We start from the raw sequence: 19,026 nt of genomic DNA on the forward strand, positions 1-19,026 counted from the left end.
GGTTGCGAGGCCCTGTCTCAGATGTAGGAGCCGCCGTTCACGCCCATCAGCTGGCCGGTGAAGTAGGACGCTTCGTCCGACCGCAGGAACATGGCTGCAGCGGCGATGTCATCACCGGTGCCGAGCCGCCGCACCGGGATGCGGGCACTCGCCTCCTCCACCGAGCTGAGCCTGCCCTCCGCTCGTCCCGCTGCGTGCATGGGCGTCTCGATGGAGGACGGCGCGATGTTGTTCACCGTGATCCCCTGGGGGCCGAACTCGAGTGCCAGGGACTTTGTCAGAGCGAACACCCCTCCCTTCGACGAGGCGTAGTGAACCATCCGCGGGCCGCCTCGCTGGGCGCTCGACGAGCTGATCAGAATGATCCGCCCCCAGCCGGCCTCGATCATGTCCGGGATCACGGACTGGACACAGTGGAACGTTCCGGTCAGGTTCACATCCATCATCTTCTGCCATGCCTCGGTCGTGATCTCGAGGAACGGCGTGAAGTCGGTGATTCCTGCGCTCGTGGCGAGAACCCCGATCGGGCCCAGCTCCGCTCGGATCTTCCCGACGGTCGTGTCGACCTGTGCCCGGTCGCTCACATCGGTTTTGAACGCGACGGCCCGTCCGCCCTCCGATCGGATCTCGTCCGCCGCCGACTCGGCGGCGTCGCCGTCCCAGTCCACGACGGCGACGGCGTCGCCGCGCTGGGCGAGTTGCAGGCAGATCGACCGGCCCATGCCGGATCCGCCGCCGGTGACCATGGCGATCTTCATCGGGAGACTCCCCTCGTGAGGTGCGGTGTGTGATTCTCGGCTCGGGGGTGCGCCGGCGGCGGAATCATGGCTGCGTCCACAACATGTCCACGCGCGGCGAGCCCTTGCCGTAGAGCTCGATCCCGCCGACGTCGGTGTTGCCGTAGGCCGCCATGGCGAGCCCGGTATAGAAGATGACCGGGGTGAGTTCGCTCAGGCGCTGCTGCACCGTCTTGTACTTGGCGGCGACCTCGTCCTGGTCGGTGGCCCGGCGGGCGGCGTCGAGCGCCTGGTTCAGTTGAGGGTCGTCCACGCCGCTGTAGTTGTTGCCCGCTTCGCCGCGCAGCCGGAGCCACAGCGCGGTATCGGGGATCGAACTGGTCAGGATGTCGAAGTCGCCGGCTGCCAGAACCTGGCCGGTTTCGGCGATCTCGATGGCCCGGGTCTTCATCGTCACGCCCTTCAGGGCGCTGAGCTGGGTCTGCATGCTCTGCGCCAGCCGTTGGGCGGCCGGCGAGGAGTAGATCGTCATGGTGAAGTCGAGGGGCTTGCCCTCGGCGGCGAGTTCGTCGAGCAGAGCCTGAGCCCGGTCGGGGTCATGCCGGTGCAGCGGGATGTCCTGGAAGAACGGCGAGTTCTTCGGAAACAGTGTGTTCGGGACGGTTCCCGTGCCATCGTTCACGGCGTCGTTGATCAGGTTCAGATCGAGCCCGTAGGACAGGGCCTTGCGGGCCCGGACGTCGTCGAAGGGAGCTTTGTCGTTGTTCAGCACCAGCGCAACGCCGCCACCCATGGATGTCCGAGCGACCTGGAGCCCCTGCTGTTCCGCACCGGAGATCGCGGGAAACTGCGTCTCCTGTGCGAGATCCGCTCCACCGCTGACGACGGTGTTGAGGCGCTGTTCCTCGTCCTGGACCATGCCGATCTCCAGCGTGTCGAGATACGGCCTGGGTTTGTCGAAGTAGGACTTGTTGCGCGAGAACACCATCGCGTCCTGACGGCGCCATTCAGTGAGGACGAACGGACCCGCGCCGATGGGTCGGGAGTTGATCTCCTCGGGTCCGGCCTGGATGGTCTCGGGCTTGGCGATCCAATTGAGCGAGGTTTCGTAGATCTCGGATGCGAATTGGGTGTTGGGATTACGAAGCTTGATGGTGAGCGTGCGATCGTCGACGGCTTTCAGCGACTCGATCTCGCGAGCGTTACCCGCGTAGCTCGAGGCGGCCGCCGGGTCGGCGATGTGTTCCCAGTTGAACTTGACATCGTCGGCGGTCAAGGGGGAGCCGTCGGAGTACTCCAGACCTTCTTTCAGAGTCAGGGTGAACGTCTCGCCGGCGTCCTTCGAGGTCAGGTCCTGTGCGAGGAGGTACGAGATCTCGCCGGTGTCCTGGTCGTTGACGATCAGTTGGCCGTAAAGGGCGTTGCCGACCGACGCCGTGAAAGCTGCTTCGTTCGAGAGCATCGCAGGATCCAGACTGCGCGGGTCGTCCTGGATGAGGATGCGAGCGGACCCTCCCTGCACCGGGTCTCCGGAAGGACCGACCCCGGCTCCGGCTCCACCACCGCCGCACGCGGTCAGGGTGAGCAGCCCCGCCAGTACGACGGCGGTTGTCTTCACACGTGATCTCATGGCCTATTGCCTCCGCGAGTCTTCATTGACGTCGGATGAATGGAGAAACACTCAGCTCAGGAAACCCTGGTAGCCGGAGGACACGGCCTCGCCGATCGCCTCCATCATCTTGGGTTTGCCGCCGGGGTTCAGCAGGAATGCCTTGGCTTTGCCGGCTGTGTTGCCCCCGTAGTACTGGCCGTGCTCCTCGAAGCGTGAGTACTGGCGGAAGTTCTCGATCATCGTCATCCAGGCCTCTTCGGCGTGGCGGGGGACCTCGATCCGGCGTTTTCCGTGATCGCGGGCGTGGACCAACAGTTCGGTCACGAAGTCCACCTGGGTGCCGCCGTAGCGCGGGTTGTTCCCGGCCGCGCCGTGCGGGCCGCCGGGAAAGAACAGGTTCGGGAAGCCGCTGGCCATGACACCGATCCAGGTGATCGGGCCGTCCGCCCACTTCTCCGTCAGCTCGAGCCCGTCGGTGCCCGTCACGCCCATGCGGCGCAGGGCACCGGTGCCGAAGTCGAATCCGGTGGCCCAGACGATGATGTCGTACTCGCGCAGTCCCTTCGCCGTCTCGACCCCGGTCTCGGTGACCCGGGTGATCGGCTCCTCACGTAACGACACCAGCTCGACATGCGGCTTGTTGAACATCTCGAAGTAGCCGGTGACGAACGGGGGCCGCAGACCGCCGTAGGCGTGGTTCCGCGGGATCAGTTTGTCGGCGGTCTCCTCGTCGTCGACGAGCGAGCGGATCTTCTTCTCCAGGAACGCGCAGAACTCGGCGTTCGCCTCGTCGTCGAGCATCATGTCGGTGTAGTTCGTGGTCATCTTCGCGAAGCCGGGGCTGCGCCAGATCTTCTCGTAGAAGGCCTCGCGTTCCTCGGGCGTGTCCTCGAAGGTCTTGCGGTCGTGAGCCTCGTGCAGGAACCCGACGTTGGAGGCCTCCAACGTCTCCTTGATCGAGGCGAACTCCGCCTTGAGTTCGGCTTGCCGCTCCGCCGATATGGGTTTGTTGTTCAGTGGAGTCGCCCAGCTCGGGGTGCGCTGGTAGACGGTCAACGTGGCGACTTCGTCGGCAATGGCGGGCGCGATCTGCACACCGCTGGAACCGGTGCCGATGACCGCGACCCGCTTGCCGCGGAAATCGACCGGCTCCTTCGGCCACAGTCCTGTGTGGTACGCCTCGCCCGCGAAGTCCTCGCGGCCCGGCACGTCGGGGAACTGTGGGACCGACAGCACGCCGGTGGTGCTGACGAAGTGCCTCGCACGGACGATGTGGCCGTCCTCGGTGTTCAGGGTCCAGCCGGCGGACTCCTCGTCCCAGACGGCGGCGACGACCTTGCTGCCGAATCGGATGTGGCGGCGCAGATCGAATCGGTCGGTGACGTGGTTGAGGTATCGCTCGGTCTCCGGCTGCCCGGCGAACTCCTCGGACCACTCCCAGTCTCGCCACAGCTCTTCGGAGAAGAGATAGCCGTAGGTGTAGCTCTCGGAGTCGAACCGGCACCCGGGATAGCGGTTCCAGTACCAGGTGCCTCCCACACCGTTGCCCTGCTCGAGCAGACGGACGGTGAAGCCGGCCTCTCGCGCGCGGTAGAGCTGGTAGATGCCGAGGATCCCGGCGCCCACGACGACGACATCGACGTCTTCGGCAACCTCGGGGGAACGGTCAGCCATGTGGTCCATCACCTGTCTCGTGTCCTCGTTCCGGTCAGCCCAGAGTGAACGGGTCGCGGGTGCCTCCGGAGAGCTCCACCCAGACCGACTTCGTCTCGGTGTAGGCGTGCACCGCGTCGATCCCGTTCTCCCGGCCCAGCCCGCTCTGCTTCTGCCCGCCGAAGGGCACATCCGGGCCCACCGTGCGGTATGCGTTGATCCACACCGTGCCCGCTTTCAGGGCGTGCGCGACGCGGTGCCCGCGGTGGATGTCCTTGGTCCACACGGAACCGGCGAGTCCGTATCGGGTGTCGTTCGCCAGCGCGATCGCTTCCTCTTCGGTCTCGAACGGCAGCACCGCGAGCACCGGACCGAACACTTCCTCGCAGGCGATCTCGGTGGCCGGAGTCAGACCGGTCAGTACCGTCGGCCGGACGAAGAAGCCACCCAGCTCGGGATCTGGACCGCCGCCGGTCGCGGCGATCGCCCCGTCACCCAACGCGGTGGTGAGCATGTCGGTGACCTTGGTGTATTGGGGGGCGTTGGCGATCGGCCCCATCTCGGTGGCGGGGTCGGTCGGGTCGCCCAGTGCGATGGTCTCCGCCCGCGCTACGACTTTGGCGACCAGCTCGTCGTGGACCGACCTGTGCACCAGCAGGCGGGAGCCCGCCATGCAGGTCTGGCCGGACGCGGCGAACACGCCCGCGATCACACCGTTGGCCGCCGCGTCGAGGTCCGCGTCCGGGAAGACCAGTTGTGCCGATTTGCCACCGAGTTCCAGGGTGACCCGGGCCAGGTGGCCGGCCGCTGCCTTGGCGACGGACATCCCGGTGGGCGTGGAGCCGGTGAAGGCGATCTTGTCGACGTCGGGGTGGGCGACGAGCGCCTGACCGGTGGCGGGCCCGTCCCCGGTCACGACGTTGAACACGCCTGGCGGGAAGCCGGCTTCCTCGACCAGGGCCGCGAAAGCGATCGTGCTGATCGGGGCGTGCTCGCTGGGCTTGACGACGAACGTGCAGCCTGCCGCGAGCGCGGGGGCGAGCTTCCAAGTCAGCAGAAGCAGCGGGGAGTTCCACGGGGTGATGGCGCCGACGACACCGACCGGTTCCCGACGGGTGTAGGCGAAGAAGTTCGGCTTGTCACCGGGGACCGCGGAGCCCTCGAGCTTGTCGGCGAGACCGGCGAAGTAGTGGAACCACTGTGGAAGCGCGGTCAACTGGCCGGACATCTCCCGCAGGAGCTTTCCGGTGTCCCGGGTCTCGAGCAGGGCCAGGTGCTCGGCATCGCGTGCGATCAGGTCGGCGAGCCTGCGCATCAGAGCAGCCCGGCTCGCGCCGGAGAGCGTGCTCCACGGGCCGCTCAAGGCCGCACGCGCGGCGGAAACCGCTGCGTCCACATCGGACTCATCGCCGTCGGGGAGGCTGGCCCAGTTGGTTCCGCTGAACGGGTCGGTGGTGGTGAAGCGGCGCCCCGAGCGTGCTTCGACCTGCTCACCCGCGATTGCCATCGCGTACGGGGTCGGGTGTTGCGCCGCGGCGGTGGGGGAGTCGGTGGACGTGCTCATGCGGTGAGGCTCCTCGGCCGACCGCGGGCACCGGGCGTCGGTCGGACGCTGCGGGCCGCTGTCGGAGGTCGTCGCTGATTCGGGATGGGACGTCACAGGTGCGGAGCTGTCGTGTACCTGGCTGACTTGTCCGCCGAGGGCCGCATTTGTGCGGCCGAATTTTGATCGAGTGTGTCTCGGCCTAGCAGGCCTGTCAACGAACCATTCCAGTTGACAGGACGGAGCTATCCGACGACTATTGGCCGCACATTTCATGCCAGCGCAACGGTGCGCGAGGAGAAGGCGTATGAAGACGTCGGGAGACCCGGGCCTCGGCCTCTTGTTCTTCGGTACGGACGAGTCGTGGCCTCTGGTGGAGTTCGCGGAGGCCGCCGAGGAGCGCGGGTTCGATGCGCTCGCCCTCCCGGAGCACAGCCATATGCCGGTCGCCAGCAGGTACCCCCTCGGGGAGTTACCGGACCGCTACCGCCGGGTACTGGATCCCTACATCGGCATGTCCATGGTCGCGGCCCGGACCACGTTGGAGATCGCCACGTGTGTGTCGTTGCTCGCGCAGCACGACCCGATCACTCACGCGAAGACGGTCGCGACTCTCGACCATCTCTCCGGTGGCCGGCTCACGCTCGGTATCGGCTACGGCTGGAATCGCGCCGAGCTGGCCGACCACGGTCGCCGGTTCGACGAGCGGCGGGCCGTCGTCCGTGACCACGTGACAGTGATGCGTGCCTTGTGGCGGGACGAGGTGGCCGAGTACGCGGGGTCGCATGCGTCCGTGTCGCCGAGCTGGGCCTGGCCCAAACCGGTGGCCGGCTCGGTGCCCATGCTGCTCGGAGTTCAGCCGACCGAGCGGGGCCGCGCGGACGTCGTCGGGTTCGCGGACGGCTGGATGCCCGGCTCCGACGATCAGTTGCCCGACGGTCTGCCCGCGTTGTGCGAGGCCTGGGAGCGCGCGGGTCGCTCCGGAACCCCGACGGTATGGCCGAAGATCAACTTTACGGCGGACGACACCGACCTGCTGACCCGTATCGAGCGGTGCCGCGCGCTCGGCGTCGACAGGATCCTGCTGGATCTGCAGTCCGTATCCCGCGACGACACGATGCGTGTCCTCGATCGCTACGCGGCCCTCGTCGAGAAGAGCAGGCGGTAGCGACCCCTCGAACACCCCCGACCACCGACCACATTGGAGGACATTGTGACCGACACGACGAAAACGTGGCCGCACCACGAGCTCGGGCGGAAAGTCAGCAACTGGGGACGGTGGGGCCCCGACGACGAGATCGGCACTTTGAACTACGTCACCGACGCGAAGCGCGTCGCTGCGGCGCAGCTGGTGCGTTCGGGGCGGGCGTTCGACCTCGGCCTGCCGTTCGACAAGGACGGCCCCTTCAAGGACGGCGGGTTCCGCGTGAACCCGCAGCACATCATGACGCTGCTGCCGTCGGACACGAACACCCCTGACAACCTCATCTCGGCCGACGACATGGTCGTGATGGGCCTGCAGGCCGCGACCCAGTGGGACAGCCTGGCGCACATCGGCTACGACGGGTTCTTCTACAACAACGTGCCCGCCGCCGCGGTGAACAGCTTCGTCGGCGCAGCCCGGAACTCCTTCGCCAAGTCGGTGAAGAACCTGATCACCCGGGGCGTTCTGCTGGACATAGCCGCGCTCAAGGGAGTGGACCGGCTGGAATCGTCGTACGAGATCACCGCGCAGGACCTCAGCGACGCCGAGGAGCGACAGGGTGTTCGGGTGGAATCCGGTGACGTGCTGCTGCTGCGGACCGGGTGGGTCGCATGGTTCCACGAGGGCGACCGCAAGAACTTCCTCGGTAAGGAGCCCGGTCCGGGGCTGGACGCGGTGCCGTGGCTGCACACGCGCGAGATCGCGGCGCTCGCCACCGACAACCACGCGTGCGAGGTGATGCCGAGCGCTGTGGAAGGTGTGGGCGTGCCGTTCCATCAGGTCGTCATCCGCGACATGGGGTTGCTCGTCGGTGAGATGTTCGACTTCGAGGAGCTTGCCACGGATTGCGCCCAGGACGGCGTGTGGGAGTTCCTGTTCAACGGAACCGGCCTCAAAGTCACCGGCTCCGTCGGTTCGCCGATCACCCCGATAGCGCTGAAGTAGCGCCACTCCGGGCGTCCCGGTCGGTTCCGTCCCGGCACCGGAATCGCCACCCGATCCCAACCCCGCGCTTCACACCATCGCTCGTCACACCACTGCTCCTCGGAGGTCCTCATGACCATCACCGCAGACGGTCCGCCGATCGAATCCGCCGTGTCCCCACCACAGGCCGACACGGGCGAACGGTCGATGGTCGGCCGGCTCGACGCTTTGCTGGCCGCGTTCGTCGACCACGACCGGTCGCTTTCGCTGAGCGAGATCAGCCAGCGCGTCGGGTTGCCGAAGTCGACCGTCCACCGGTTGACCGAGCAGTTGTGCAGTGTCGGCTGGCTCGAGCGCAACAGTGGCGGCTACCGCGTCGGCTTCAAGTTGTTGGAGGTCGGCGGATTGGTCCTCCAGCGCAACGGGCTGCGGGAAACCGCCTACGGCCACATCTACCCGCTCGCTCGCAAGACCGGTCTGGCCGTGCAGCTGGCCATCCTGGACGGCGCCGAAGTGGTCTATCTCGACCGGGTGGATCTCGGTGGCCTGGACCTGCCGACCAGGGTGGGCGGCCGCCAGCCTGCCTACTGCACCGGTCTCGGGAAGGCGATGCTCGCGTTCGAGGACGAGGCGGCGCAGGCGACCGCTCTCGCCGACATGCCTGCGCGCACGGCTGCCACGATCACCGACCCGCGGGCCATGCGCGCGGAGCTGGAGACGATCCGCACGTGCGGGTATGCCCTCGACCGTGGGGAGGGCTTCCACGAGATCGCCTGCGTCGCGGCCCCCATTCGCAGTTCGGGACGCGCGATCGGGGCGATTTCGGTGACAGGTCCCATCAGGAGTATGCGCGCTCAACCGCTGGTGCAGGAGATCCGCCGCACCGCGAAGGCGGTATGGGAGGGACGATCCGGGTTCGGGCGTGGCCTGCCTGCCCGCTGAGCGCGCTCAGATCGGCCCGCGGTCGCCGAGCTCGGCGACCGCGGCCGGGTACCCGGCCGTCGGCGGGATCGGAACCTCCGGCTCCCGCATGACCATGTCGAGCCGTCGCTGCGCGATCAACCACTGTCCGGCGTCCTGACGCAGCCGGTCGCGGTAGACGACCTCGCCGCGGTTGAGCAGGGTGGGCCGGTCCTGGTGGATCCACTGGATCCGGCCGTAGCACGTGGCCCAGAATCCGTGTTCGTCCTCGCCGGTGACGTGGGTCGACATGACGTGCAGGGACCAGGCGTACTCGTCGTGGATCGGGACGAAGTTGTCCAGCCACGCGTCGACCCCGTCGAACCGCCCGTGTGGGTACACGGCCACCACGTCCGGCGCGAACAGCGTGCGGAAATGGTCCCAATCGCGGCTGTCGACGGCGAGGGCATAGCCGTTCTGCAACAGTGCGGCCTCGGTGGCGACCGTCGCGATCGTTCCGGACTGCTCACCGGTCCCGGTCCGGTTCACGAAGTCACCGCCGCTCGGTCGCGCAACAGGAAGCTGCGCACCACGTCCTCGAACTCCGCCTTGCGCTCGATCATCGCCCAGTGCCCACAGTCGTAGAACACGTGCAGCTCGCAGCGCTTGATCAGGCGCATCGCGAGAAGCGCACTGTCCAGCGGCGTGACCCGGTCGTCGCGGCCGAACATGATCAGTGAGGGGGCCTGGATACGAGTCAGCATTGCGACCTGGTCCGGGGCACCCGAGGACCGGTCACGCATCGCCTGCAAAGAGGCTTTGTTGTAGAGCTTCTTGAGGTCCGTGGCCTGTTCGGGGTCCGTGGCGGCCTTCCAGCGCATCTCCACGAATTCGTCGGTGAGGATGTCGGTGTCGTAGACCATCGACTCCATCCACGTCCGGAGCTTCTCGTGGCTCGGATCCTCGACGAAGTCGACGAGCAGCTTGATCCCCTCGGACGGCGAGGGATTGAAGAGCGGCAGGCCGATACCGCCGATCGTCGCCAGCTTGCTGACTCGGTCCGGGTGGTCCGCGGCGATCCTGGCGGCGATGGCGCCGCCCATCGAGTTTCCGACGATCGGCAGTGGGCCGAGCTCGAGGCCGTCGAGGAGGTCGACGACGGCCGGCGCCGCCGAGAACAGCGGGTTGGCCTCGGCGGAGTAACTCTTGCCGAAGCCCGGCATGTCCAGCACATAGGTGGTGAAGTCCTGAGCGAACGCAGGCAGGTTGCCTCGGAAGTTGGCCCAGCCGCTGACGCCAGGGCCGGACCCGTGCAACAGCAGGAGCGGTGGCCCGTCGCCGGCGACGTGGTAGTGCAGGTCGCCTCGAGATGTGCGAAGGAACCGGCTGGTCTCGTGGAAGTCGAACTCGGTCGACACGATGAGTCTCCTTGCGGGTGCGATGCGACGACGGCCCGCTCGGAGTCCGAGCCGGGCCGTCGCGTCAGGTGGACCGGCCGGGTTCAGCCGATGTCGCGAGCCGGGCGTCCGGCGACGTGCCTGCCGGCGCGGTAGCCCATCGCCACGCTGGGGCCGATGCAACTGCCGCCGCCGGGGTAGACGCCGCCGAGGACCGACGCGGCGGTGTTGCCCGCCGCGTAGAGGCCGTCGACGACGGGCACCCGGTTGCCGAGCACCCGGGCGTCGGCGTCGATCCGCAGGCCGCCGTTCGTTCCGATGGTCCCGGGCCACTGCTGGATGGCGCCGAAGCGTGGGCCCACAATCGGCTCGACCGGGACGACCTCCGGTCCGGTGAGGGCATGGGTCTGGAGCGGGTCGCCCCAGTCCGGGTCCTCCCCTTTCTCGGCGAACTCGTTGTAGCGCCCGACCGTTGCGGTCAGCGTCGCCGGGTCGATGCCGGTCTTCTCGGCGAGCTCGGCCAGCGAGTCGGCCACGACCAGCCACGGGGGGTTCTCGGCACCGTCCGGGGAGGTCAGGGTGAGCTGGATTCCGGGTTTCGTGCCCTTGATGTCGGCGTCCAGGTGTGCCTCACCGAAGATGATCCAGCCTGGTGGCTTGTTCGGGAAGCCGGGGGTGCGCTGGTCGAACTGTCCGAACGGGTGCGAGAAGTCGTTATAGGTGTAGCCGCCGTGCATGAACCGTTCGCCCTGCTGATTCACGATGATCGAGCCGGGGCCCAGCCCCATCGTCATCTGCGGCAACGGGTTCCCGTCCCGGCCGGTCTCCCAGGGCTCATACACCACGCCGTACCCGAAGAATCCGGTCATGCCGCCGAGCTTGGCGCCGACTTCCATGGCCATGATGTGGCCGTCTCCGGTGTTGGCCCACGGGGTGAGCGGCTTGACGTCGTAGCCGAGATAGGTATGGACCATTTCGGAGTTCCACTCGAAGCCGCCGCAGGCCAGGACGACGCCCTTACGGGCCCCGATCCGCCGGTCTCCCGCGACGATTCCGATGACGGCGCCCTCCGAATCGGTGACCAGTCGCTCGGCTGGAGCGGAGACGCGCACCTCCACGTCGCGGTCGAGCAGGGCCTTGAACAGCGGGCCGATCAATGCCCCGCCCTTGCCCCGCCAGCCTTCCGCGACTCGCTGCGCCAGCACCTCGGGTGTGATCTCACCGCGGCGCAACTCGGGGAAGCTGGCCTCGGCCGGGGGGACCCACGGCCCGCGGTTGATGAGCGCAGCCTTCTCCCCGAGCTCCTTACCAGCCGGGTAGGCCTTGGCCGACAACGTGCGCGGGAAATGCCGCACGCCCGGCATCCGGTTCCCGATCACGGAGTAGTAGTCGTCCAGGTTGGTGTGCGGTTCGGTGTCGTAGGCAGTGTGCTTTTCGAGGTAATCGACCGCTTCCAGCGTCGAGTCGATGTAGACCTCGATCAGCGCCGGGTCGACCGCCCGTCCGTCGGCCAGGGCGGTGACGTAGTCGATCGCATCCTGCCGGTCGTCCCGGTCGGCCACGTGCCGGTTGCACGGCGCCCAGATGTCGCCGCCCGACACGGCGGTCGTGCCGCCGATGTACTCGTCCTTCTCCACGACGAGCACCTCGGCGCCGCCGTCGCGGGCGAGGAGCGCTGCGGTGAGCGCACCCCCGCCACTGCCGACGACGACGACGTCGTAGGACTCGTCCCAGGCATTTGCCGTCTTCTCCGGCACAGCGGCCTCCTGACGCGGTTTCCGATGATGGGGAGCGGGTTTCAGTCCTGCGGCGCGAGCACGGCGGCGCCGGCCGGTCCGAACGCGTTGCGAGCGGAGAGCAGGAAGTGCTGCGTGACGGCGCGGACGTCGCGCATGCGGCGCTGTAGCGGGCAGGACTCGAACAGACCCGTGGTTCCCGAGACGTCGTACGCCGCTTCGACCACGGAGGCACTGACCGACGCCACCCGGGACAGCCTCGCCTTGCGGGCGGCCATCCAGTCCTGTCCCGGTACTCCCGCGGCGACGCTTCCCTGATCCTCCTGGGCGACCGAGTGCAACAGCGTGCGGGCCATGTGCAGATCGGTGGCGAGCTGCCCGACCAGGTACTGCGCGACCGGGTCGGCAGCGAGCTTGCTCTTGGCTGTGGCAGGCGTCTTGTGCTGCGCGATGGCGAGGATGTCGTCCAGCGCGCCCTGGGCGACGCCCAACCCGACCGCGGCGAACTCCAGGCCGAACCGAGCCAGCAGCGGTCGCTGGTCGAGCGGGTGCCGGGGGACCTCGGGCAGCTGGGTGAACGTTCCCGTCCACTCTGCCGGCACGTAGAGATCCTCGACCTTGATGTCATGGCTTCCGGTGCCCTTGAGCCCGCTCACGTGCCAGGTGTCGACGATCTCGACCTCGCTCGGCGGGACGACCGCGAAGCGGGTCAGTGGCGGGCCGTCGCCGGCCGGAGCGCCGTCGACGACGCCGTTGAGGCAGATGTAGTCAGCGCCGGCGCAACCGCTGGCGAACGACCACTGCCCGGTGAACCGGTACCCGTCGCCGTCCTGCACCGCACGTCCGGTCGCGTTGATGACACCGGTGTGCACGACGTCCGGTCCGCCGGCGTAGATCTTGTCGTAGCTCTCCGTCGGTAGGTAGGCGTAGAAGCTTGCGCCCTCGGAACCGACAGCGGAGACCCATGCGACCGACGCGTCCGCGCGGGCGATCTCCTCGATGACGGTCAGCCCCTGATCCGGCCACGCCTCGTCACCACCGTGGCTACGTGGAACGTACCGACGGAAGATCCCGGCAGACCGCAGCTTCTCGACCAGGTCCTTCGGAACCTGTCGGGCGGACTCGATCTCCGTGGCCCGCTCTCGGATCTCGGGCTGGAGCGCACGAACGTTGTCCAGCACGCTTTGCTGCGTCGCATCGGGCGCTTTGTCTCGGTTCACTTTCGTTCTCCTGACGAAATCGGACGATGTATGTCCACAGTCAGCGGTGGACCCAGCCTTTGTCGAACCAGACGGTCTTGAGGTTCTGAACCGGAACGCCCCAGGTTTCGATGTAGGTGACGCCCTCGGGGCCCGCCGTCATGGTGTAGGGGGTGCCGGCCCGGCTGGTGAAAAAGCACCCGGGGCCGACCCGGACCACTTGCGGATCGGATTCGGGTCCATGTTCGATCCAGTACTCGCCCTGAAGTACGAGGACGGTCTCGTCGATATTGTGCAGATGCCGTGGAACGACGAAATTCGGAACCACCCGCAACGGGTTCCGATTGAACGCGGGCAGATCGATCGGCGCGGTGGAGACGAGCATGTTCTCGCCGAAAGTGGCGGCGAAGTCGACGGGTGCATCGGCCAGTGGTCGGCCGTCTTCCCAGAGGTATCGGGGATTCTCCTGCTGCCCGAGTAGTGGCATCGGCATCCAGACGGCGTCATCGAGCAGGCTGGCGAAGGCGATCGACATGAATGGATGATATTCACGGGTACCGTTTCGTTGTCATCACCGATGTCCTGGTGGGTGGGACGGCGGACTCGGCATGGTTCCGGCCAACGGGATGGCGTGGTTGACCCTATTCGGGTACTCACCCAAGTATCCATTCATGGCAATCTTCTTCTTCGACGCCGCGGACGACGCCGGATGGGAGCCTCTGGAGGTCGACCAGGACGACCCCAACGCCTATTGGGCGTCTGGTGGGTTCCTGCGTGACGCTCCGGTGGACGCTCGGGCGACGTTCGAGAAGGCGATCGCGGTGTCGACCTCGGTGGCACCGGGCTTCAAATGGCGGGGCCGCCGTATCCGCGCCGGGTTCGCGGTCCCGACCCGGCACCAGAACATGCGCCAGCTCCGGATCGTGACCAGGGGGTCGCTCCAGGTCGAGTACACCCCGCAAGACGCGAGCACCCCTCGGGCGGAGATCGTCGAGGCCGGCGGCTTCTGGACCGTCGAGGCGGGGCAGCCCTACCGTATGACGGCAGGCTCCGATGGAGTGTCCTATATGGAGTGTTGGGACGGCGATCCCTCGCTCGTGGAGACCTACTGGTACGACGACCCGGCCTGGGTTCGCCGTTGAATCCGCTCCACCACGACCCGAATCACCGTCCCCGAGAGGAGCCCGACCATGCCCGTCCACTCCCTGGGCTATCTGCGCTTGGAATCCACCGACCTTCCCGCGTGGGAGGTTTTCGCCGGGGAGTTTCTCGGCCTCATGCCGGTGCACACCGAGGATGATCACTCGCTCCGCTACCGCATGGACGAGTACCCGCCACGGCTCGTCGTGGAGCCGGGCTCGGAGAGCCGCATGACCGCACTGGGCCTCGAGGTCCTGAATGCTCGCGATCTCGCCCGCACGGTGGCGGCCGTCGAGGCCGCCGGCATCAAGGTGACCGCGGGAACCGCCGAGGAGTGTGCCGAGCGCCGGGTCACCGGGTTCGCACGGTTCGACGACCCGGGTGGCAACCCGGTCGAGCTGTTCTACGGGCCCGTCCTGGACCACCAACGCGTCCAGCTACCGACGGTGACTTCCTTCGTCACCGGTGATATGGGCATGGGGCATGTGATCATCACCGGTGAGGACGGGCCCGCCCTGCTGGAGTTCTACACCGAGGTGCTGGGCTTCTTCGAGCGCAACACCATGGGGTCGGAGCGGGGTAAGCCGGTGTGGTTCCTGAGTTCCAACGACCGGCACCACACAGTCGGTGTCACCGGAGCGCCCGGGCCGGGGCGACTGCTGCATCTCATGGTCGAAGCGTCCACTCTGGACGACGTCGGGCTGGCGCTGGACCGCGCCGCGCGGCTCGAGGTGCCGATGATGAACACCTTGGGCAAGCACACGAACGACTACATGGTGTCGTTCTACGTCTACTCGCCGGAGCGTTACGCCATCGAGTTCGGGTACGGCGGTCGGCGCGTGCCGGGGGAGCAGCCGACGTACGAGATCACCGAGGGTGCTTTCTGGGGCCACCACTTCACCCCGCCGCCCGCCGCCTGACCCGCCACCCACACACAGAGTCGTAGACCCGGAGGACGACGAGATGATGGATCTCGACACACTCGGCCTGCCTCCCTTTCCCTGGGGAGAGGTCTTCCACCTCGGTATTCGGGTGGTCGATCTCGAGGCAGCCCAGGAGGAGCTCACACGCACCCTCGGTGTCGGCTGGACGGTACCGTTCTCGCACTCCATGGAGGTGTGGTGGCCGGACGGCGGCATGCGTGCCGCAGACCTCACGATCTCCTTCAGCCAGGAGGGTCCGGTGCACATCGAGCTGTTGCAGGGTTCGCCGGGCAGCTTCTGGGACACCGAGATCGGCGGTGCCGGCCTCCACCACGTCGGCGTCTGGGTCGAGGACGTGACCGCGGTGAACACCGAGCTGGTCGCGAAGGGGTGGCAGGTCGAGCTCGCCGGCGCCGCTCCCGAGGACGGTTACGGTGGCTTCACCTACATCCGCTCCCCGAGCGGTGTCCTCTACGAACCCGAGTCCTGCCTCAACGGCGCCAAGGAACGCTTCGACCGTTGGTACGCCGGTACCGACCCGCTCTTCTGATCAGCCCGCTCACCCACCCGGACCGCACGGAGCACCGCCCCTGTGGCGGCTTGCCGCCGCGCCCCACCGTCGTCGTCGACTCTGGAGGCGATTCGCAGTGAAAACCACCGCGCACGAGCCCTGCCGCCCGTCGGCGCCGACCCCCGGACGGGACCGATGACCGCGACCACGCCGCAGGGCCGCAAGGACTCCGGGCGACGGGTTCGTCGTCGCGCCACCTGGGGCATGGTCGGAGAGCGTGTCGGACGGGCCGTACTGGTCGTCCTCATCGCGACCGGGGCCGTGGTCGTGCTGTTGGCGCTGACCCCGGGCACCGCTGCCGAGGCGATCCTCGGTGAGAACGCGACGCCCGAGGCCGTGGCCGCACTCAACGCCGAGCTGGGCTACGACCGCCCCTTGTGGGAGCAGTATTTCTCCTGGCTGGGTAACGCCGTGACCGGCGACCTCGGTGTCTCGCCGATCAATGGCGAACCGGTGACCGACGCGATCCTGGCGCGGCTGCCGGTCACTCTGGAGATCGCCGTCCTGGGCCTGCTCATCGGCCTCGTCGTGTCGGTCTTCCTGGCCATCGTCTCGGCCACGACGGAGGGCAGTGCGCTGGACAGGGCGATCTCCGGCCTGTCGTCGGTCCTGCTCTCGGTTCCGGCGTTCGTCGCGGGTCCCGTGCTGATTTATCTGCTCGCCGTGCAGACAGGGGCCTTCCCCGTCTCCGGCTGGAACCACATCGAGGACGGACTCGGGCCGAATCTGGCCAGCGCTTTCCTTCCCGCGCTCGCCATCGCGCTCAACGAGATCGCGGCCTTCCATCGTCTGCTGCGGGCGGACCTCATCGGCACGCTGCGGGAGGACTTCATCGCCGCGGCGCGGGCGAAGGGCATGTCCCGCGGCTACGTGATGTTCCGGCACGCCCTGCGGCCGTCGTCGTTCTCCTTGATCACGGTCATGGGCATCAACCTCGGCCGGTTGATCGGCGGCACGGTCGTCGTGGAGGTCCTGTTCGGACTGCCCGGCCTCGGGCAGCTCGTCGCCACTGCGATCACCGAACGTGACGCCATCACCGTGCAAGGCATCGTCGTCTTCATCGCCGTCGTCTACGTCGCCGTCAACACGCTCGTCGACCTCAGTTACGGGTTCTTGGACCCGCGTGTCCGGAAGGCAGGTCGGTCATGAGTACGGTCGCCACCACGGCGTCACCGCAGTCCGATGCGTCGGGGCCTGCGATCCCGGTCGTCCCCGAGGCGCGCCGCAAGCGCTCCGTCGTCGTCTACCTCTGTTACGGCTGGCTGGGTCTGATCATCCTGGGCGCGATCTTCGCGAGCGTGCTGCCGATCGCGGATTACGACGAGGCCGTCGGGAGTTCCCGCCTGGTGCCGGGACTCGGCTCGCTCGACCTGTTGCTGGGCACGGACTCCTACGGCCGGTCGATGCTCTCGCGGATCGTGTACGGCGCCCAGGTGTCGTTGGTGGTCGGCACGGCCGCCGGCCTCCTCGGCTGTGTCGTCGGCACGCTGCTCGGCACGATCGGCGGCTACTTCCGTGGGCGTATCGACTGGTTCGTCACGCTGATCACCGATTCCATGCTGGCCTTCCCGCCGTTGATCATGCTGCTCACGTTGACGTCGATGCTGTCGCCGAGCGTTCCCACCATCACCGTCGGCCTCGCGATCGTCACCGTTCCGACTTTCACCAGGCTCACGCGGGCGACCACCATCTCGTGGTCCTCGCGCGAGTTCGTCCGGGCGGCGAAGAACATGGGGGCCGGCCCCTTCCGGATCCTCACCAGGGAGATCCTGCCGAACGTGCTGCCGACGCTCGGCGCGTACTTCCCGATCGTCGTCGCGGCAATGATCGTGGCGGAGGGGTCGCTGAGCTTCCTGGGTCTCGGTGTCCCGCCGCCGCAGCCCAGCTGGGGCGGGATGATCGACGATGCGAAGAACTCGCTGGCGACGAACCCGCATCTCGTGTTCATTCCGGCCGCCGTCATCTTCCTGACGGTGTTCTCCCTGAACCAGGTCGGCGACCACCTGCGTCATCGCTTCGATCGCACCATGCAGGACTGAGCCGTGGCCACACCGACGAAAAAGGACGTGACCGTGACGATGCAGTCGAGAAACGGCGCGAGTTCCCGGGAGGCGAAGGATGAGTGAACCCCTGCTCGAGGTCCGCGACCTCCGGGCCTACATCGGCTCGCCGCGCGGCACGGTCAAGGCGGTCGACGGCGTGAGCCTGGCTGTCGACCGTTCTCAGGCGCTGGGGATCGTGGGTGAATCGGGATCGGGCAAATCGGTCATGGCGCGGGCCATTATGGGGCAGATGCCGCCCCGTTCGGCCCGGACCGGTGAGGTGCTGTTCCAGGGCCGAGACCTGCTCGGCCTCAGCCGCAAACAGATCGAGACCGTATGGGGCAAGCAGATCGCGATGGTCTTCCAGGACCCCGGGCGTTCGTTGAGTCCCGTCGTCAAGGTGGAGCGGCAGCTGACCGAGGGGATGCGTCGCCACCTGGGCGTCTCGAAGTCCGAGGCCGCGTCGCGGGCCCTCGACCTGCTCAACGAGGTCGGCGTGCCGGATCCCGAACGACGGCTGCAGAACTACCCCCACGAACTCTCCGGCGGGATGCGACAGCGCGTCATGATAGCGATCGCGCTGGCCTGTGAGCCGGACCTGCTGATCGCCGACGAGCCGACCACGGCACTCGACGTGACGATCCAGCGGCAGATTCTGGACCTGCTCCGCCGGGTCCAGACCGAGCGCGGTATGTCGCTGATGCTGATCAGTCATGACCTCGCCGTCGTCGCGGGCTGCACTGACCGGGCGTCGGTGATGTACGCGGGCAAACTGGCCGAGATCGGAGCGACCCGGCAGGTCTTCGAGTCCCCGCAGCACCGCTACACGCGTGCGCTGCTGGGCGCGACTCCCTCGATCGACCACGACCGGCACACGCCGTTCACCCTCATCCGAGGCACGCTGCCACCTCCCACTGACCCACCGCCCGGCTGCCGGTTCGCGCCGCGGTGCGACCACGCACTCGACGCGTGCGTGGAGCCCGGCCCGGACATGGTCGACGTCGGCACCGACCACCGGGTCGCGTGCCTGAACCGTGCGGAGCCGGAGGCACCGGTTGCCGCCGAGGAAGACGAGGTGCGCGTTGGCGGGTAGCGGAACGGCTCACCTGCGGGGCGCGGACACACTGCTGTCCGTTGAGGACCTCGAGGTCGAGTACACGTTGAAGGGAACCTCGTTCAAGGCCGTCGCCGGAATCAGCTTCGACATCAGGCAGGGGGAGACCCTTGGCATTGTCGGCGAGTCGGGCTGCGGGAAGTCCACGACGGGGCGGGCCGTACTGAGACTGGATCCGATAGCGGACGGTCGGATCCGCTACGGCGACGAACAGGTGCATACGCTTCCGACCCGGCAGGTGCGCGAGCTACGCCGTGACATGCAGATGATCTTCCAGGATCCCGTCGGTTCGCTGAATCCACGACGGGAGGTGCGAGACCTCGTCGTCGAG

Annotated in this window: 19 protein-coding genes; 10 read left to right on the forward strand and 9 right to left on the reverse strand. The window is 67.4% G+C overall.

Going from position 1 to position 19,026, the window contains the following annotated elements:
• Positions 1 to 17: 17 nt before the first annotated feature.
• From FB384_RS22450 to FB384_RS22465, 4 genes are all read right to left on the reverse strand, one after another.
• A complete protein-coding gene (locus FB384_RS22450) occupies positions 18 to 758 on the reverse strand; it encodes an SDR family NAD(P)-dependent oxidoreductase (RefSeq protein WP_183786811.1) in 741 nt (246 codons plus the stop codon).
• Between the two features lie 64 nt (positions 759 to 822).
• Complete coding sequence (locus FB384_RS22455) at positions 823 to 2,355, reverse strand: ABC transporter substrate-binding protein (protein WP_183786812.1); 1,533 nt, start codon at positions 2,353 to 2,355, stop codon at positions 823 to 825.
• 63 nt (positions 2,356 to 2,418) lie between these two features.
• Entirely contained in the window at positions 2,419 to 4,023 is a 1,605-nt protein-coding gene (locus FB384_RS22460; protein WP_183786813.1) for a flavin-containing monooxygenase, read from the reverse strand.
• Positions 4,024 to 4,057: 34 nt separating this feature from the next.
• Positions 4,058 to 5,566, reverse strand: coding sequence for an aldehyde dehydrogenase (locus tag FB384_RS22465; protein ID WP_183786814.1), 1,509 nt, complete (start codon positions 5,564 to 5,566; stop codon positions 4,058 to 4,060).
• 286 nt (positions 5,567 to 5,852) lie between these two features.
• Here FB384_RS22465 and FB384_RS22470 point away from each other — a divergent pair, with 286 nt between their 5' ends.
• The 3 genes from FB384_RS22470 (at position 5,853) to FB384_RS22480 (ending at position 8,615) form a co-directional block, all read left to right on the forward strand.
• On the forward strand, positions 5,853 to 6,713 hold the full coding sequence (locus FB384_RS22470; protein WP_183786815.1) for a TIGR03619 family F420-dependent LLM class oxidoreductase: 861 nt from the start codon (positions 5,853 to 5,855) through the stop codon (positions 6,711 to 6,713).
• 45 nt (positions 6,714 to 6,758) lie between these two features.
• Entirely contained in the window at positions 6,759 to 7,694 is a 936-nt protein-coding gene (locus FB384_RS22475; protein ID WP_183786816.1) for a cyclase family protein, read from the forward strand.
• A gap of 111 nt (positions 7,695 to 7,805) precedes the next feature.
• A complete protein-coding gene (locus FB384_RS22480; RefSeq protein WP_183786817.1) occupies positions 7,806 to 8,615 on the forward strand; it encodes an IclR family transcriptional regulator in 810 nt (269 codons plus the stop codon).
• A 6-nt stretch (positions 8,616 to 8,621) separates the two neighbouring features.
• Here the strand turns inward: FB384_RS22480 and FB384_RS22485 are convergent, their stop codons facing one another.
• From FB384_RS22485 to FB384_RS22505, 5 genes are all read right to left on the reverse strand, one after another.
• Entirely contained in the window at positions 8,622 to 9,122 is a 501-nt protein-coding gene (locus FB384_RS22485; RefSeq protein WP_183786818.1) for a nuclear transport factor 2 family protein, read from the reverse strand.
• Positions 9,119 to 9,991, reverse strand: a complete 873-nt coding sequence (locus FB384_RS22490) for an alpha/beta fold hydrolase (RefSeq protein WP_183786819.1) — start codon at positions 9,989 to 9,991, stop codon at positions 9,119 to 9,121. Before FB384_RS22490 ends, FB384_RS22485 begins: the two co-directional genes overlap by 4 nt.
• Before the next feature lie 83 nt (positions 9,992 to 10,074).
• A complete protein-coding gene (locus FB384_RS22495; protein ID WP_183786820.1) occupies positions 10,075 to 11,727 on the reverse strand; it encodes an FAD-dependent oxidoreductase in 1,653 nt (550 codons plus the stop codon).
• A gap of 41 nt (positions 11,728 to 11,768) precedes the next feature.
• Positions 11,769 to 12,926: an acyl-CoA dehydrogenase family protein gene (locus FB384_RS27390; RefSeq protein ID WP_183786821.1), complete on the reverse strand. Its 1,158-nt coding sequence runs from the start codon at positions 12,924 to 12,926 to the stop codon at positions 11,769 to 11,771.
• 40 nt (positions 12,927 to 12,966) lie between these two features.
• Positions 12,967 to 13,440 (reverse strand): cupin domain-containing protein, encoded by a 474-nt coding sequence (locus tag FB384_RS22505; protein ID WP_183786822.1) that lies wholly within the window; start codon positions 13,438 to 13,440, stop codon positions 12,967 to 12,969.
• A 136-nt stretch (positions 13,441 to 13,576) separates the two neighbouring features.
• Between FB384_RS22505 and FB384_RS22510 the strand changes: the two genes are divergently transcribed.
• The 7 genes from FB384_RS22510 to FB384_RS22540 all read left to right on the forward strand — a co-directional run.
• On the forward strand, positions 13,577 to 14,047 hold the full coding sequence (locus FB384_RS22510; RefSeq protein ID WP_183786823.1) for a hypothetical protein: 471 nt from the start codon (positions 13,577 to 13,579) through the stop codon (positions 14,045 to 14,047).
• A 48-nt stretch (positions 14,048 to 14,095) separates the two neighbouring features.
• Positions 14,096 to 14,965, forward strand: a complete 870-nt coding sequence (locus FB384_RS22515) for a VOC family protein (protein WP_183786824.1) — start codon at positions 14,096 to 14,098, stop codon at positions 14,963 to 14,965.
• 43 nt (positions 14,966 to 15,008) lie between these two features.
• Entirely contained in the window at positions 15,009 to 15,518 is a 510-nt protein-coding gene (locus tag FB384_RS22520; RefSeq protein ID WP_183786825.1) for a VOC family protein, read from the forward strand.
• A gap of 156 nt (positions 15,519 to 15,674) precedes the next feature.
• A complete protein-coding gene (locus tag FB384_RS22525) occupies positions 15,675 to 16,688 on the forward strand; it encodes an ABC transporter permease (protein ID WP_228726600.1) in 1,014 nt (337 codons plus the stop codon).
• Positions 16,685 to 17,578 carry an ABC transporter permease gene (locus FB384_RS22530; RefSeq protein ID WP_183786826.1) on the forward strand — a complete coding sequence of 298 codons (894 nt, stop codon included), beginning with the start codon at positions 16,685 to 16,687 and terminating at the stop codon, positions 17,576 to 17,578. Before FB384_RS22525 ends, FB384_RS22530 begins: the two co-directional genes overlap by 4 nt.
• A gap of 79 nt (positions 17,579 to 17,657) precedes the next feature.
• Positions 17,658 to 18,674: an ABC transporter ATP-binding protein gene (locus FB384_RS22535; protein ID WP_183786827.1), complete on the forward strand. Its 1,017-nt coding sequence runs from the start codon at positions 17,658 to 17,660 to the stop codon at positions 18,672 to 18,674.
• Positions 18,664 to 19,026 (forward strand): ATP-binding cassette domain-containing protein (locus tag FB384_RS22540; RefSeq protein ID WP_183786828.1); only part of this gene is annotated, 363 nt, incomplete at its 3' end. The genes FB384_RS22535 and FB384_RS22540, both read left to right, overlap by 11 nt.

Origin of the sequence: Prauserella sediminis (assembly GCF_014195435.1) — a bacterium.
In the GTDB taxonomy this organism is placed as follows: domain Bacteria; phylum Actinomycetota; class Actinomycetes; order Mycobacteriales; family Pseudonocardiaceae; genus Prauserella; species Prauserella salsuginis.

Coding starts and splice junctions, on each gene's coding strand:
- FB384_RS22530 (WP_183786826.1), top strand. CDS start 16,685: ATGAGTACGGTCGCCACCACGGCGTCACCGCAGTCCGATGCGTCGGGG.
- FB384_RS22515 (WP_183786824.1), top strand. CDS start 14,096: ATGCCCGTCCACTCCCTGGGCTATCTGCGCTTGGAATCCACCGACCTT.
- FB384_RS22505 (WP_183786822.1), bottom strand. CDS start 13,440: ATGTCGATCGCCTTCGCCAGCCTGCTCGATGACGCCGTCTGGATGCCG.
- FB384_RS22510 (WP_183786823.1), top strand. CDS start 13,577: ATGGCAATCTTCTTCTTCGACGCCGCGGACGACGCCGGATGGGAGCCT.
- FB384_RS22450 (WP_183786811.1), bottom strand. CDS start 758: ATGAAGATCGCCATGGTCACCGGCGGCGGATCCGGCATGGGCCGGTCG.
- FB384_RS22460 (WP_183786813.1), bottom strand. CDS start 4,023: ATGGCTGACCGTTCCCCCGAGGTTGCCGAAGACGTCGATGTCGTCGTC.
- FB384_RS22520 (WP_183786825.1), top strand. CDS start 15,009: ATGATGGATCTCGACACACTCGGCCTGCCTCCCTTTCCCTGGGGAGAG.
- FB384_RS22470 (WP_183786815.1), top strand. CDS start 5,853: ATGAAGACGTCGGGAGACCCGGGCCTCGGCCTCTTGTTCTTCGGTACG.
- FB384_RS22480 (WP_183786817.1), top strand. CDS start 7,806: ATGACCATCACCGCAGACGGTCCGCCGATCGAATCCGCCGTGTCCCCA.
- FB384_RS22465 (WP_183786814.1), bottom strand. CDS start 5,566: ATGAGCACGTCCACCGACTCCCCCACCGCCGCGGCGCAACACCCGACC.
- FB384_RS22525 (WP_228726600.1), top strand. CDS start 15,675: ATGACCGCGACCACGCCGCAGGGCCGCAAGGACTCCGGGCGACGGGTT.
- FB384_RS22535 (WP_183786827.1), top strand. CDS start 17,658: ATGAGTGAACCCCTGCTCGAGGTCCGCGACCTCCGGGCCTACATCGGC.